Genomic DNA, 13,875 nt, shown 5'->3' with positions numbered 1-13,875 from the left:
GGACGCTATTAGCGTGATCATCCAATAGAGTGCGGGTGTGCCCCGAGATCGAGGAGGTGGTTATCCGGCGGCGAACTTAAATGAGTCCGGCTCGGGTTTCGCGCCAGGCCGGGGACATTCTGGACGCGTTCTCCCCTGAACCCCGGTCGGGGGACCTCGCTCCTCCGCGAGCGTTTTCTATTGGAAAAAATCGCCGCCTCGGTGAAGGACGGCCTGCTCGCCCCGGCCGTACAGTCACGGGTTGGTGGAGGGCTCCGGCCACCCTCTCGACCTGCCGGAGCAGCAGTTCATCATGTGCGACACGACCACGGCGATCACGGCCGGTGGCATAGCCCTCACACGAAGACACGCCCGAGCGATGACGCGCCACCCGGCGAGTAGCGTGGTCCACATGCGGATCGAGGACTACGCCCTCATCGGGGACACGCAGTCAGCCGCCCTCGTCGGCCGCGACGGATCGATCGACTGGCTCTGCCTTCCCCGGTTCGACTCCCCCGCATGCTTCGCCAAGCTCCTCGGTGACGAGTCCAACGGGTTCTGGCGGCTGGCCCCCGCCGGGCACGAGATGGCCACGCGCCGCGCGTACGTCGACAACACGCTGATCCTCGAGACCGTATGGGAGACCTCCACAGGAACCGTCAAGGTCATCGACTTCATGCCTCCCCGGCACGCCAACCCCGCCCTGGTCCGGATCGTGGAGGGCGTGTCCGGGACGGTGGACATGACCGCAGAGATCAGCATCCGGTTCGACTACGGCAGGATCGTCCCTTGGGCCCGCCGCTTCGACGGCCGCCTCCACGCCATCGGCGGGCCCGACTCGGTCTGGATCGACGCTCCCCTCCACCTGGAGGGCAGCGGCGACCGGCACACCGGCACCTTCACGATCGCCGCAGGGCAACGCCGGTCGTTCGTGTTCACGTGGCACCCCTCGCACCAGCCGGAACCCCGCGGCATCGATCCCGGCAAGCAACTCACCGAGACCAGCCTGTTCTGGGAGGAGTGGGTCTCCCGCTGCTGGCTCCCGAGCCGCCACCGCGCCGCCGTGGTCCGCTCCCTCATCACACTCAAGGCGCTCACCTACAGCCCGACGGGCGGCATCGTGGCGGCTCCCACCACGTCGCTGCCCGAGCATCTCGGCGGGGTGCGTAACTGGGACTACAGATATTGCTGGCTGCGCGACGCCGCGATGACACTCGACGCCCTGACCGAATCCGGATACGTCACCGAGGCCGGCGCCTGGCTCGACTGGCTGCTCCGCGCCATCGCGGGCCGCCCGGAGGACCTCCAGATCATGTATGGCGTGGCAGGCGAAAGGCGCCTGCCGGAGTACACGCTCGACTGGCTTCCCGGATACGAAGGCTCCCGGCCGGTGCGGATCGGCAACGGCGCGGCCGGCCAGCTTCAGCTCGACGTCTACGGCGAGGTGCTCAACTGCTTCTACCGGGCCCGCAAACTGGGGATGCCGCCTCACGACTACGCCTGGACCATCGTCTGCCGGCTGATGGACTTCCTGGAGCACAGCTGGGCCCAGCCCGACGAGGGCCTGTGGGAGGTCCGCGGTCCGCGGCGGCACTTCGTCCATTCCAAGGTCATGGCGTGGGTGGCGGCCGACCGGCAGGTACGGGCGATCGAAGAGCTCGGCCACACCGGTCCCCTCAAGCGCTGGCGGGCCATGCGGCACCGGATTCACACCGAGGTCTGCGACAGGGGCTTCGACCCCGAGCGCGGCACGTTCACCCAGTCGTACGGCTCTCGCGAACTCGACGCGGCGCTGCTGCTCATCCCGATCGTCGGCTTCCTGCCCCCTGAGGACCCCCGGGTCATGGGCACGATCGACGCGATCGAACGCGAGCTGATGACCGACTGCTTCGTGCTGCGCTATCCGATCTCCGAGAGCAACGACATCGACGGCCTGCCCGGAGCCGAAGGCGCCTTTCTCGCCTGCAGCTTCTGGCTGGCCGAAGCGCTCGACCTCGTCGGCCGCAAGGACGAGGCCATGGACCTGTTCGAGCGGCTGCTGGCCCTCAGCAACGACGTGGGCCTGCTCTCCGAGGAGTACGACCCCGTCCATGCGCGCCATCTGGGCAACTTCCCTCAGGCGTTCACCCACCTCCATCTGATCCATACGGCCCTGGCGCTCTGCTAGCGCTGCCGAGAACGTTCACTCGACCTTTCCGGGATCGCGCGGGCGGGGCTTTTCCGAAGCCATCCAGCGATGTGGTGCAGCCATTTTCGGGCCAGGACGCTCAGGACCTTTGTGAATACAGGTCGATGACGGGTTTGCGATCAGGTCACGAAGGCGGCCGAGTGGCCTCACGTTGATTAGCCTCACCGGCATGCCCCTTGCCTCGATTCCCAGCCCTTCCGAAGGGGTCTGGCATCTCGGATTCATCCCGATCCGGGCCTACGCATTGTGCTTCATCCTCGCAATCGTCTTCGGAACCTGGCTTGGCGAGCGCCGCTGGCGCGCCCGCGGCGGCGCGAAGGGCACGATCAGCGACATCGCGGTCCCCGCAGTGATCTTCGGCCTGATCGGCGCTCGCCTCTACCACGTCATCACCGACTGGCAGACCTACTTCGGCGCGCGCGCGATCAAGGAGCCCTACCGGGCGCTGTTCATCTGGGAAGGCGGGCTCAGCATCTGGGGCGCGATCGCCCTGGGAGGCGTGGGCATGTGGCTGGCCTGCCGCCGCCGGGGACTGTCTCTGGACGCCGTGGCCGACACGGTCGCGCCCGGCATCGCGTTCGGGCAGGCGATCGCCCGCTGGGGCAACTGGTTCAACCAGGAGCTGTACGGCAGTCCGACCACGTTGCCGTGGGGCCTGGAGATCGACCAGGCGCACGGCGGCGAGCCGGGCGTGCTCTACCACCCGACGTTCCTGTACGAGTCGCTGTGGGACGCGGCACTCGGTTTCGCACTGATCCTGGCCGGCAGGCGGTTCACGCTGCGCCACGGCCGCCTGTTCGCCCTCTACGTCGCCGGCTACACGTTCGGGCGGTTCTGGATCGAGGGGCTGCGGATCGACCCGGTGGGCGGGGTGGACCACGCGGTGACGCTCCTGGGGCTGCGGATCAACCAGTGGACCTCGATCGTGTTGTTCGTCGGCGCGCTGGTCTATCTCTGGGTGACTCGTAACAAGGACACCGAACAGATCGTGGTGCCGGCCTCACGGCACAAGGCCTCGCACGAGGAGAACGGCGGACAGGCCTCCGATCCGATCGAGAGCACCTGACGCGACCGACATCCCGTAAGACTCCGCCCGCACCGCCCGGCGCCACCAGAGGGCCTTCTCGTCTCCGGACACCTCCCTGACACCTCCCGGTGCTCCCGGATCACCGCGCCGTCCTGAAGCTCGACGACGGGCTCGGCGATCAGGCCGGCACATCACCGCGGGTCGGTCGGCCCGCCGCCTTCGAACGCGACAGCCGCGTAGCTCCGCTCGCGCTCGGCACGCGTCACTCGGTTCGCGATCGCCGGTCATCCCCATGCCCTGATCGACGCGCCCGGCCCGTCGCCGTTCCGCGCCCAGGCCGGGTCAGCTGCCGTGTGTCTGACGAGGGCGCCTGGTATCCACGTTGCTGGTCAAGGTCGTGAGGATGCCGGGCAGCTCTGCCACCGTTTCGGCGGGCAGGCCGGCCACGGTCTCCTCCGCCAGAGCGCACCACAGCTGCTTGACCTGGGCGGCCAGAGCTGTGCCGCTCTCGGTGAGTTCGACGATGCTGGCGCGCCTGTCTGAGGGGGCGGGTGTGCGGCGGATGTGGCCGGAGGCTTCCAGCTTGCGGGTCATCAGCGTGACGCTGGGCGGCTCGCAGCCGAGCGCCTCGCTGAGCTGGGCCTGGATCATCGGGCCGGTCCGGGCGAGCTCGAGCAGGAGCGCCTCCTGTCCGGGGTGCAGGCCGAGCGGGGCCAGCAGCGCGGCGGCCCTGGCCCGATGGCGCAGGCTCAGCAGGCGGATGGCCTGGTTGAGGGCGTCGGCGTGCTCGAAGTCCATGGGTCTCCTTGACAAGTTAGTTATGCGCATAATAGTTATTCGCATAACTGATTCTACACGACATCGAGGTCCTGGACATGACCCTGAAGATCGCAGTCATCCACTACAGCGCGACAGGCACTGCGCACGCACTCGCGCGGGCTGTGGCCGAAGGCGCCGCCTCGGCCGGGGCGGGGGTGCGCCCGCGACGGGTCGCGGAACCGCCGCCCGGCAGCGCGACCCCCCGGAACCCGAAGTGGCGGCGGAGCGCCGACGCCACCAGGTCGATCGCCCAGGACTCGATTGAGGGCCTGGCATGGGCCGGCACATTCGCGGGCGACCGGACCGCCCGCGAATCCACGACCGCGACAACCTCCCAGACCGCGTGAGCGGCGGGTCGGCAAGGAAGAAGAAGTCATGACAAGCACCAGCACCGCAACGCCACGGGTCAGGCCGCAGGCCGGCCTCGCCTGGTTGCTCCTGTCGCTGGCATGTGCCTGCCAGTTCATGGTCATCCTGGACGCGTCCATCGTCAACGTCGCCCTGCCCGCGGTCCGCGAGGACCTCGGCTTCACGCCCACCGGCCTGGCCTGGGTGGTGAACGGTTATCTGCTCACCTTCGCCGGCTTCATGCTGCTGGGTGGCCGCGCCGCCGACCTGTTCGGCCCGCGCCGGGTGCTCACCTCCGGGCTGTTGTTGTTCTCCGCCGCGAGCCTGGCCGGTGGCCTGGCGACCACCGCGGAGGTCCTGGTGGCGGCCCGCGTCGCGCAGGGCGTCGGAGCCGCCATGATGGCCCCGGCGACGCTGGCCGTGATCAACACCTCCTTCACCGAGCCGAACGCGCGTGCCAGGGCGTTCGGCGCATGGTCTGCCTCGGGCGGTGTGGGCGGGATGGTCGGCGCGGTCGCCGGCGGTGCCATCACGACCGGCCTGTCATGGCGGTGGGTCTTCCTCATCAACGTGCCGATCGGCGCGGTGCTGGTCGCCGTGGCCGTGACATCGCTGGCCGGCACGCGAATCGGCCGGCGGGAATCGCTCGACCTCACCGGCGCCGTCACAGGGACGGCGGGCCTGGCCGCGCTGGTCTTCGGGGTCATGCAGAGCGCCGACCACGGCTGGACGTCCATGCCGGTCCTCGGGCCGGTAGTGGCGGGCCTGCTCCTGCTCGTCGTCTTCACGGTGGTGGAGGCGCGTTTCGCCACCCGGCCGATGGTGCCCATGCGGCTGTTCAGGATCCGGGGGGTGGCCGTCGGCAACGGCATGCTGCTGCTGTTCGGCGGAATCTCCATCGCGATGTGGTATTTCACGTCGCTCTTCCTGCAGAACGTACTCGGCTACAGTGCCCTTCAAGCCGGGCTCGGACAGACACCCGCGGCGGTGGTGTTCATGCTGATCGCGCGGTTGGCCGCCGCCCTGCTGCCGCGAACCGGTGTACGCCCCCTGGTGCTGGCCGGCAGCGCCTGCTTCCTGGCCGGTTTCGGCTGGCTCGCCCAGGCCCACACCGACAGCGGCTACGTCACCGCCGTGCTCGGGCCCACGCTGCTCATCGCGGCCGGCATCGGGCTGACCTTCCCCACCCTCGTGGCCGCGGCGACCGCGGACGTTCCCGAGGGCGACGCGGGCACCATCGGCGGCCTGGCCCAAACCGCCAGTCAGGTGGGCGGGTCGATCGGCCTGGCGGTGCTCGCGACGGCCGCCGGCGCCAGGGCCGCCTCGGAGGCCGGCGCGAGTTCCCCGGCCGCCGCCCTTGCCGCCGGCTACGACCTGGTCTTCCTCATTGCCGCCGGGCTCGGCCTGGCCATCTCGGTGGTCAGCGTGCTCCTGCCGCGGCGTCGGCGCGGCTGACCGCCCGCGACGCCGTGTTCACCGCAACCCCCTTGATCCGCGTACGACCCCACGCCACACCGTGGCCGGCAATCCAGCCAATGATGAGGAGACAGCTATGACCAGCGCATTCGACCCGATCACCGTCGGCGGCACGCGACTCGCCAACCGGATAGCCATGGCACCGATGACCCGCAGTCGCGCGTATGGAGGGCTGGTGACAGAGCTGACGGCGGAGTACTACGCTCAGCGCGCCTCCGCGGGACTGATCATCACGGAGGGCATCCAGCCGTCCGTGATAGGTCAGGGATATCCGTTCACACCCGGCCTGCACTCCGTTGAGCAGGTCGCCGCCTGGCGCAAAGTGACCGACGCGGTGCACGCCGGGGGTGGAAAGATCTTCGCTCAGCTGTTGCACACCGGCCGGATCGGCCACCCCGTCCTGCTGCCCGACGGCCTGGTCCCGGTGGCGCCGTCGCCGGTCGCCGCGCGGGGACAGGTGTTCACCCCTGACGGCATGAAGGATTTCGTCACCCCACGGGAACTGAAGGCCGGCGAGATCGAGCAGACCATCGCCGACTTCGCGAGCGCCGCCCGTAACGCCATCGACGCGGGCTTCGACGGGGTGGAACTGCACGGCGCCAACGGCTACCTGATCCACCAGTTCCTCGCCCCCAACACCAACCAGCGCACCGACGGCTGGGGCGGGTCGGTCCCGGGCCGCATCCGGTTCGCCGTGGAGGTTGTCTCCGCGGTCGCCTCCGCGATCGGCGGTGCCCGCACCGGCCTGCGCCTGTCACCCGGAACGACGAACAGCGACATCCACGAACCCGACCCGCACCCCGTCTACCAGGCGCTCGTACAGCGGATAGCCGCCCTGGACCTGGCGTACCTGCACATCATGGAGGCCGGCCACCGGGAGCTGACGCACGCCATGCGACGGCAGTTCCCCGGCACGTTCATCCTCAACCCGCACACCGGCGCCCGCCCGACCGGTCCTGAAGATCTCGAGCTGATCGACGACGGGACCGCGGACCTGATCGCTTTCGGGCGGCTCTTCCTCGCCAACCCCGACCTGCCCCGCCGTCTGGCGACCGGCTCCCCTCTCAACACCGCGGACCCGGCCACCTTCTACGGCGGCGACGCGGCCGGCTACACCGACTATCCGGCACTGCCCGCCTGACCACGGCGGCTGATCGGCATACACCCGAGCCGTCGATGACCTCATCGGCGGCTCTGCCGGATCTGGCCCATGGGCATCTCGTCGGCGCCGATCACGGCGAACGACGGTCAGGCTGCCAGCGGCATACCTGGCCGCGACGCGCGATCCGGAAACGATCCACGCCATCTGCCAGGACTATCGAGCCGGCGCCTTCGTCGACGCGGCCCACGACAGTGAGGATCGGCAGGCCGGTGACGGATGAGGAGGCCTGACTGGGAGTGACGCGCAGCCCGAGCGCGGTTCCGGCAGGGGGACATGCGGCGCGTCGATGTGCGACAACGTAGATCAAGGGTGAGCGGTTCGTTCAAGACCGCACGGGCTCGTGGTGCGACTGTGCTCGCATGACCGAACAGACCTTCACTCCCGCACTGGGACGCTTCGCGCCCACGCGTTTCTACGACGCCGTCGTCTCGCTGACCCGGGAACGGCTGTGGCGGGCGCTGGCCGTCATGCATGTCGCACCGCGACCGGAGGATGTCATCGTCGACGTGGGATGCGGCACCGGGTCCACGGCGCTGTTGCTGAACCGCACCGAGCCGCGGGCGCGGGTGGTGGCGATAGACCCGGATCAGCGCGTGCTGGCGATCGCCCGGCGCAAGGCCGACGCCGTCGGCGCGACAGTGCGGTGGGAGATCGGCATGGGCGACGCGCTGCCGGAGATCGTGGGCGTCGGCGCGGCGGACGCGGTGGTGTCCAGCTTGGTGTTGCACCAATGCGCGATGGGGACGAAGCGGGCCATACTCTCCTCGATGCACGCGGTGCTGCGGCCGGGCGGCAGACTGGTCATCGCCGACTACGGGTTGCAGCGCACCCGTCTGATGCGCCTGGGGTTCCGGATGGTGCAGTTCGCCGACGGCATCGAGGACACCCGCCCGAACGCCGAGGGTGTGGTGCCGGAGCTGATGACGGGGGCCGGGTTCGGCGATGTGCGGGAGGCCGAGGTGGTGTCAACGCTCACTGGTTCGATCTCGGTCTACGTCGCCTCCAGGCAGTGACGGGCGCAGCACCGGCAGCACGACCGCCGGGGTCAGCCCCATCATCTCCCGCATCCACCGCGTCAGATGCGCCTGGTCGGCGAAACCGCTCACGGCCGCCGCCTCCGCGAGCGACCGCCCCGCCCGCAGCGCCTCCACCGTCCGGCGCAGCTGGCCCCAGACACGCCAGCGCGTCAGCGGCATGCCCAACTGACTGCGCGCCAGGCCGCGCAGCCGTTGCGGGGACAGGTCCACCCGCGCGGCCAGATCCGGCATCGAGACCGGCCCCTCCGCCAGCGCGTCCATCGCCGCGAGCAACCGGGGATCGAGCTCACCGGACGGTCGCGCGCCGGCGAGGCGGACGTCGTTCTCGCTGAGCCGGCGCAGTTCGGGAGCCGCGCTGATCCCGGAGCCGCAGCGCTCGCGCAACCGGTCGGCGAAGGCGCACTGCGGTTCTACGAAGAAGACACGCAGATCCGTCGTCGCCGGCATCCGGTGCCGCACCATGGGCGGCACCACGAGCGCCGCGGCGCGGTGACAGACCTCGGAGGCGTCCACCAGGGCGGCTTCACCCTCGATGGCGACGACGATCTGGAAAGCGGCGTGACGATGGAAGCCGCTGTCCGACGACGGCCCCTGATAGAGCGCATAGCCGTGACCGACGTCGAAACGCGGCGTCATCGCCGTCCGGGCGAAGGCGCCCACTGTGGCGGTCACAGGGCCGCCTTGTCGTCGTCCGCCTTGAGGCTCGCTGCCACCGGCCGCGTCGTACGTCATCGGCGCGTCGTCCGCCCCCTGATCAGGCGGTGCGGGCGTGGAAGGTGTCGCGGTAGGTCTGGAGGGCGACACCGAGGATGCGGGGGGGCGCAGGGCGATGCCGTTGCCGAAGCCGACGTCGCAGGCGATGGTGTCGATCGCTGGTCTCGAACAGTGACGCCTGATCGGACATCAGTGGCGCCTGATCGGACATCAGTGGCGCCTGATCGGACATCAACACCGCGATGGTCAGCGGGTCACGACGGCTCATCGCTCCTCCCGGGTTGGCTTGAATCTATCGCATGGTGTCTTTCACGCCACTCGCTCCCGATCCCCGTACTGTTCGTTGATCGTCGGCATCACCGTCGGTCAACTCCGATCCGCTTCACCGGGGTCGGGGCCGTCTCGCCGCCCATCGGGTCGCCGCCTCAGACGACGCCCGAATTTCGAATCGGTCGGTCCCCTCCTACCTGCCGAAAGGCCACGGGCCGCTTCACGGCCGCGGATTCGCCCGCATGGAGTCGGTGGATATGGGGAAGGTCTCCACAATCCCTCGGAAGTGACACGGTTTGGCAACAAATGTGCCGGTTGCTTCAGTCGGGTGCCGGGGCAAGGCGCTCCGGTACGACCGCCGCCCGTTCGGCGGAGACCATCGGATCGAACGATACGGAGGAACGGTGATGCCGACCAACCCCCACCGCCCGAAGAAAGGACTGTCGTCCGGACCGGGCGGGCCGCGCCGGCGCATCTCCCAACCCATGATCCTCGCGACCGCGTTGGTGCTGACGGCGTCGGGCGGCGTCGGAGTGACGGCGGCCTCCGCCGCCACCCCCGTCACCCCGCCGGCCGAGACTTCGGATCCTGTCGTGACGGCCACCGTGACGATCACGCCGACGGCCTCCCCGGCCGAGACCGTCACCGACTCCCCCGAGGCGACGCCCACCCCCGAGGTGCCCCTGGTGGGCCCGTTCCTCGGCGCGCTGCACGGCGAGGTGGTCGTGCCGGCCAAGGACGGATGCGGCACCATCACGGTGTTCACCCAGACCGGGCAGGCCGTCGCCGTGGCGGAGGGCTCGATCACTCTCCGCAGCCAGGACGGCTTCGAGCGGTCGTACACCATCGGCGACTCCACGCGGGTGCTCACCGCCCGCCGCGGCGGCGAGATCCGGCAGGACGCCTGGGTCTCGGTGATCGCGGCCGTCCAGCCCGGCACGACGACCCCTGCCCCGCCCAGCCCGACCGCGCTCCCGTCCAGCACACCGGCGCTTCCCGAAACCACGCCGACTCCCTCTGAGGGCACGCCGGCTCCGTCTGAGAGCACGACGCCTCCCTCTGAGGGCACGCCGACGCCTCCGGAAAGCACCCCCACTCCTCTTCCGAGCGAGACCTCGACAGCTCCCGCTTCCCCGGGCGAGACGGACACCATCCCGCCGCAGACCGAGGAGACGACACCCGCCGCCCCTCAGGGGGAGACGGCGACGGCCGCCTACGTCTTCGACCTCTCACGGCCGAGCAAGCGGCTGTGGTACCTCAGCAAGAGCGCTCCGTACTCCCTGAAGTGGCGCTCCGGGAAGCCCGCCTGGCGCACCCCTGAGCCCTGTCCGACGCCGACGGCCATCCCCACGGAACCCCCGGCCGCGACACCCGAGCCGACCACGACCCCCGCAGAGACCCCCACCCCCAGCCCTACCGACACCGCGGCACCCACCCCTGAGCCGACGCTCACGGGTACGCCGACCCCGACTCCCACATCCTGATCGACCATCGGCCGGCCCTCGCCACCTCGGCGAGGGCCGGCCCGCACAGCACGGGTCAAGGCGCGTACGGCTCGTCCAGACGGACGGTGACGGTCACGCGGCCCGCCTCGTCACGTCTGGCGACGGCATGGCCGGTGCGGTCCACCCCGTCCAGTTGCAGTGATATCGGGCCGCCCTCGGCCAGGAAGTTGCGCCACCATGTCTTGGCGTCGGGGAACTGAACGCCGATCGTGACGGTGTCGGCGACCCGGCGGAAGGCGACGGGCGTGCTGAAGGTGCGTCCCGAGCGGCGCCCCGTGTAGGTGACGACGGTGAGGCGTCTGCTGATCAGCCGGCCCCACCGCGGAGACGAGCGCAACGTCACGACGCAGGAGTTGAAACGGCCGATCGCTCGCCTCGGGAGCGGCCCGCTGTATCGCACGGTACCTCCATCACGATGGGTGTCACTTGCCGCCACCGTAACGTGGTAAGTGGAGAGGATCGTCCACTTAACCCGAAGTGAGAAACATGAGCGCTGAGGCATCTCGGATGCCGGCCCTCCCCGAGACGGCCGTGGGATTGCGCGCCGACGCCCGGCAGAACCGTGACCGCATCGTCGAGGTCGCCCGCCGGCTGTTCGCCGACCGCGGGCTCGACGTGCCGATGGCCGCGATCGCCCGGCACGCCGGTGTAGGGGTCGCGACGCTCTACCGCCGCTTCCCCACCAAGGAATCGCTGGTCACCGAGGTGTTCGCCGATCAGTTCGAGGCATGCGTGTCGGTCGTCGACGACGCGCTGGCCGATCCGGACCCGTGGCGCGGGTTCTGCACGGCCGTCGAGAAGGTCTGCGGCATGCAGGCCGCCGATCGTGGCTTCGGCGCGGCTTTCGTCGCGGCGTTCCCCGACGCGGTCGACATCGAACGGGAACGCGACCGCGCCATACAGGGCTTCGCCGAGCTGACACGACGTGCCAAGGCGACCGGGCGGCTGCGCGCCGATTTCGCGCCGGACGACCTCGCCCTGCTGCTCATGGCCAACAGCGGCGTCATCACCGGCTCAGCCGGAGAGGCCATGGCCGCGTCCCGGCGACTCGTCGCCTACCTGCTCAGCGCGTTCCGCGCCGAACAGGCCGAACCCCTCCCACCGCCCGCCCCGCTCGATCTGCGTGACGTCCTGAACGCCCGCATACGAGACGGCGTACGAAAGGAATGACGAAACCAACCAAGTGGGACGGACGCCTCATTCATGTGATGACGGCCTTTTAGTCTGTCAGCTGTCCCCCTGGAAGGTGCGATCGGAGGCGTTCGAGGTGACCCCTGGGCGGCAGGCGGGGTGCGGTGCCGACGGCTCGGACACCGCTGACAGCGTCCTGCGCAGCCGCGGCCGGGACCCTGCCGTTGCGGCGCGGACACGGGCGAGACAGCGCGTGAGGGTGGCGATGACAGCGGTCGCGGTGCTCTCCGGGGTCTGCGCCTGCGGGCCCGCCGTACCGCCGTCGGCCGCCGGCGGGCAGACTCCGGCCGCCGCTTCCGGAGGCAGCGCGCCGCCGGACCCCACGTCAATCCCCGGCAGCACGTCACTCCCCGGCACCGCTTCGCCGGGGTGGACCGGCCCCGCGGAGACCCCCGCCCCCGTCCGCAAGGGCGAGACGCCTCTCGTGCGGGCCTATCCCCGAGCCAGGGTCCTGCGGGTCCCTCCCGCAGGCACGATGTCTCGCTCCGTGATCGGCGCCATGCCCGACGGGCGGCTCATCGTCCGCACCTTCTCCCGGTATCTGCACGGCGACGTCCGCGTCCTCGACCCCGTCACCGGCCGCAGCACGCCATTGAGGAGCCATGAGGAGGACGTCGAGTCGTACAGCACCACCGCCGCGGCGTACGGCACACGCGTGGTGAGGCTCCTGGAGAACGACGAGCCGGGCGGGTGGATTCTCGAGGCCACCGACCTGCGCACCGGTCTGATCCGGGAGGTGATGAACACCTGGGGCGCCCAGGTGTGGAACTGCGGGACCGGCTGGGAATACCCCGCCGACCTCCAGTTCCATCGAGGCGAGCTGTATTTCTCCTGGTGCGTCACCAGCGCTCCCGGGGACGTGGGCGTTTACCGCATGGGCCCCGGCGACACAGCCCCCCGGCTGTGGCTGCGGGGCAGGTACGACATCGCCTGGGAAGACGACACCTTCCTCGCGAGATCCCCCGTCCTGGTGCCGGATCCGCCGGATCCGGGTGAGTTCACCGGATCGCCGCCGTCCCGCTACGACGCGGACGGGGCCAGGCGCGGCGCGCTCGATCCGGCCTCGTACATCGCGCGGGTGGACAGGGAGAACGACCGCCTGGAGTACGGCGACGGCAGCGTCGCCGGCCTGAGCCCTCGCGCGAGGGACGTCGTCGTCTCGCGACACGGGCGCTTCGCCGCGTGGCGGGAGGACGGGACCGGGTGGCTCCTCGACGCCCGGACACGCGTCGCGGTGCGCCTCCCCGGCACGGTCACGGGCGAGGTGAGCATCTCCAATGCCGGATACCTCCAGTGGAGGACGGCGGACGGCTACTACGTCCTGGACCTGGCGGCCCTGGGCAGAGGGACCTGATCGGACGCCCCCGTCGCGATTTCATCCGAGCGAGGACACGTCGGCGAAGTAGGCCCTCAGGAGCCTGCGACCCTGCTCGATCATGGCGGGGTCGCCCTCCGGTGAGGCCGCGAAGGCGAGCTGGAGGGCGGCCGCCGTGGCCTGGATGGCGAGCCGCATCACCCGGTACGGATCGGGCAGCGGCGGCAGCCCGGCCTCGTCCAGGGCGAAGTGGTAGAGCCGCTCGGCCAGCACGTCGCCGCCCTCCTTCGCCTCACCGGGCGGCAGGAACGTCGGCCCGCCGGGCCGGGTGTCGGCGAAGTCGACCACGGTGTAGCCGGGGACGGTCCTGCGCATCTCGACCGTCTCTTCCAGGACGAGCTCCGCCGCGCGCGGCCAGGTGAGCGCGCCCTCCGCGCCCTCCCTGCCCTCCCTGCCCTCCGCAGTTTCCGCTGCCTCCGCAGCTTCTGCGGCTTCTGCGGCCTCTGCGGCCTCTGCGGCCACCCGACGGCGCAGCCGCACCAGCAGCAGCTCCAGGTTGCGCAGTGCCAGCTCGCGCAGCATGCCGGGCTTGCCGTCGAAGAACTGGTAGATGGTGCCGCTCGGCACCTCAGCCCGCCTGGCGACGTCGACGATGGTCAGCGCGTCGAGGCCCACCTCGTCCAGGAGGCGGGCACAGGCGTCGAGGATGCGTTCGACCCTGTCGATGCTGCGCTTCTGGACCGGCCGCCGCCGGATGCCGGGGTTGTCCACCGATCAGTCTTAACATAACGCCCTGTCATGTTCTAACGTGGCACCTCCTCATGTTTTACCTCGAAGGAACCGC

General features: G+C 70.1%; 15 protein-coding genes. 9 read left to right on the top strand and 6 right to left on the bottom strand.

Features of this window, described 5'->3' with window-relative positions; genetic code table 11:
• Positions 1 to 391: 391 nt before the first annotated feature.
• On the top strand, positions 392 to 2,146 hold the full coding sequence (locus ABZ857_RS25955; RefSeq protein ID WP_357047076.1) for a glycoside hydrolase family 15 protein: 1,755 nt from the start codon (positions 392 to 394) through the stop codon (positions 2,144 to 2,146).
• 190 nt (positions 2,147 to 2,336) lie between these two features.
• Positions 2,337 to 3,233 (top strand): prolipoprotein diacylglyceryl transferase, encoded by an 897-nt coding sequence (lgt, locus tag ABZ857_RS25950; RefSeq protein WP_357047074.1) that lies wholly within the window; start codon positions 2,337 to 2,339, stop codon positions 3,231 to 3,233.
• Positions 3,234 to 3,536: 303 nt separating this feature from the next.
• Here lgt and ABZ857_RS25945 read toward each other — a convergent pair whose 3' ends face one another.
• Complete coding sequence (locus ABZ857_RS25945) at positions 3,537 to 3,992, bottom strand: MarR family transcriptional regulator (protein ID WP_357047072.1); 456 nt, start codon at positions 3,990 to 3,992, stop codon at positions 3,537 to 3,539.
• Between the two features lie 77 nt (positions 3,993 to 4,069).
• Between ABZ857_RS25945 and ABZ857_RS25940 the strand changes: the two genes are divergently transcribed.
• From ABZ857_RS25940 to ABZ857_RS25925, 4 genes are all read left to right on the top strand, one after another.
• Entirely contained in the window at positions 4,070 to 4,360 is a 291-nt protein-coding gene (locus ABZ857_RS25940) for a hypothetical protein (protein WP_357047070.1), read from the top strand.
• A gap of 28 nt (positions 4,361 to 4,388) precedes the next feature.
• Positions 4,389 to 5,816 (top strand): MFS transporter, encoded by a 1,428-nt coding sequence (locus ABZ857_RS25935; protein ID WP_357047068.1) that lies wholly within the window; start codon positions 4,389 to 4,391, stop codon positions 5,814 to 5,816.
• Between the two features lie 97 nt (positions 5,817 to 5,913).
• On the top strand, positions 5,914 to 6,978 hold the full coding sequence (locus ABZ857_RS25930) for an alkene reductase (protein ID WP_357047066.1): 1,065 nt from the start codon (positions 5,914 to 5,916) through the stop codon (positions 6,976 to 6,978).
• Between the two features lie 380 nt (positions 6,979 to 7,358).
• Positions 7,359 to 8,012: a class I SAM-dependent methyltransferase gene (locus ABZ857_RS25925; RefSeq protein WP_357047064.1), complete on the top strand. Its 654-nt coding sequence runs from the start codon at positions 7,359 to 7,361 to the stop codon at positions 8,010 to 8,012.
• On the opposite strand, the gene ABZ857_RS25920 is transcribed toward ABZ857_RS25925, so the two are convergent.
• A complete protein-coding gene (locus ABZ857_RS25920; protein ID WP_357047062.1) occupies positions 7,965 to 8,708 on the bottom strand; it encodes an AraC family transcriptional regulator in 744 nt (247 codons plus the stop codon). The two genes, ABZ857_RS25925 and ABZ857_RS25920, sit on opposite strands and share 48 nt — an antisense overlap.
• Before the next feature lie 82 nt (positions 8,709 to 8,790).
• Positions 8,791 to 9,018, bottom strand: a complete 228-nt coding sequence (locus tag ABZ857_RS25915; RefSeq protein ID WP_357047060.1) for a hypothetical protein — start codon at positions 9,016 to 9,018, stop codon at positions 8,791 to 8,793.
• Positions 9,019 to 9,427: 409 nt separating this feature from the next.
• Here ABZ857_RS25915 and ABZ857_RS25910 point away from each other — a divergent pair, with 409 nt between their 5' ends.
• Entirely contained in the window at positions 9,428 to 10,504 is a 1,077-nt protein-coding gene (locus tag ABZ857_RS25910) for a hypothetical protein (RefSeq protein WP_357047058.1), read from the top strand.
• A gap of 55 nt (positions 10,505 to 10,559) precedes the next feature.
• On the opposite strand, the gene ABZ857_RS25905 is transcribed toward ABZ857_RS25910, so the two are convergent.
• On the bottom strand, positions 10,560 to 10,925 hold the full coding sequence (locus ABZ857_RS25905) for a hypothetical protein (RefSeq protein ID WP_357047056.1): 366 nt from the start codon (positions 10,923 to 10,925) through the stop codon (positions 10,560 to 10,562).
• 86 nt (positions 10,926 to 11,011) lie between these two features.
• Between ABZ857_RS25905 and ABZ857_RS25900 the strand changes: the two genes are divergently transcribed.
• On the top strand, positions 11,012 to 11,695 hold the full coding sequence (locus ABZ857_RS25900; protein ID WP_357047054.1) for a helix-turn-helix domain-containing protein: 684 nt from the start codon (positions 11,012 to 11,014) through the stop codon (positions 11,693 to 11,695).
• Between the two features lie 57 nt (positions 11,696 to 11,752).
• On the opposite strand, the gene ABZ857_RS25895 is transcribed toward ABZ857_RS25900, so the two are convergent.
• The gene (locus ABZ857_RS25895) at positions 11,753 to 12,058 is read right to left on the bottom strand and encodes a hypothetical protein (protein WP_357047052.1); all 306 of its coding nucleotides are present in this window, start codon (positions 12,056 to 12,058) and stop codon (positions 11,753 to 11,755) included.
• A gap of 133 nt (positions 12,059 to 12,191) precedes the next feature.
• Between ABZ857_RS25895 and ABZ857_RS25890 the strand changes: the two genes are divergently transcribed.
• A complete protein-coding gene (locus ABZ857_RS25890) occupies positions 12,192 to 13,070 on the top strand; it encodes a hypothetical protein (RefSeq protein WP_357047050.1) in 879 nt (292 codons plus the stop codon).
• Between the two features lie 21 nt (positions 13,071 to 13,091).
• Here the strand turns inward: ABZ857_RS25890 and ABZ857_RS25885 are convergent, their stop codons facing one another.
• Positions 13,092 to 13,802: a helix-turn-helix domain-containing protein gene (locus ABZ857_RS25885; protein WP_357047048.1), complete on the bottom strand. Its 711-nt coding sequence runs from the start codon at positions 13,800 to 13,802 to the stop codon at positions 13,092 to 13,094.
• Between the last annotated feature and the right edge of the window lie 73 nt (positions 13,803 to 13,875).

Source organism: Microbispora sp. NPDC046933, from assembly GCF_040644635.1.
In the GTDB taxonomy this organism is placed as follows: domain Bacteria; phylum Actinomycetota; class Actinomycetes; order Streptosporangiales; family Streptosporangiaceae; genus Microbispora.
Note: the sequence above shows the minus strand (reverse complement) of the source record. Positions and strands in the feature narration are given on the sequence as shown.

What these genes read in the sequence shown, in the direction of transcription:
- ABZ857_RS25900 (WP_357047054.1), top strand. Translation starts at nt 11,012, where the DNA reads ATGAGCGCTGAGGCATCTCGGATGCCGGCCCTCCCCGAGACGGCCGTG.
- ABZ857_RS25945 (WP_357047072.1), bottom strand. Translation starts at nt 3,992, where the DNA reads ATGGACTTCGAGCACGCCGACGCCCTCAACCAGGCCATCCGCCTGCTG.
- ABZ857_RS25890 (WP_357047050.1), top strand. Translation starts at nt 12,192, where the DNA reads ATGTCTCGCTCCGTGATCGGCGCCATGCCCGACGGGCGGCTCATCGTC.
- ABZ857_RS25955 (WP_357047076.1), top strand. Translation starts at nt 392, where the DNA reads ATGCGGATCGAGGACTACGCCCTCATCGGGGACACGCAGTCAGCCGCC.
- ABZ857_RS25925 (WP_357047064.1), top strand. Translation starts at nt 7,359, where the DNA reads ATGACCGAACAGACCTTCACTCCCGCACTGGGACGCTTCGCGCCCACG.
- ABZ857_RS25930 (WP_357047066.1), top strand. Translation starts at nt 5,914, where the DNA reads ATGACCAGCGCATTCGACCCGATCACCGTCGGCGGCACGCGACTCGCC.
- ABZ857_RS25935 (WP_357047068.1), top strand. Translation starts at nt 4,389, where the DNA reads ATGACAAGCACCAGCACCGCAACGCCACGGGTCAGGCCGCAGGCCGGC.
- lgt (WP_357047074.1), top strand. Translation starts at nt 2,337, where the DNA reads ATGCCCCTTGCCTCGATTCCCAGCCCTTCCGAAGGGGTCTGGCATCTC.
- ABZ857_RS25940 (WP_357047070.1), top strand. Translation starts at nt 4,070, where the DNA reads ATGACCCTGAAGATCGCAGTCATCCACTACAGCGCGACAGGCACTGCG.
- ABZ857_RS25910 (WP_357047058.1), top strand. Translation starts at nt 9,428, where the DNA reads ATGCCGACCAACCCCCACCGCCCGAAGAAAGGACTGTCGTCCGGACCG.
- ABZ857_RS25915 (WP_357047060.1), bottom strand. Translation starts at nt 9,018, where the DNA reads ATGAGCCGTCGTGACCCGCTGACCATCGCGGTGTTGATGTCCGATCAG.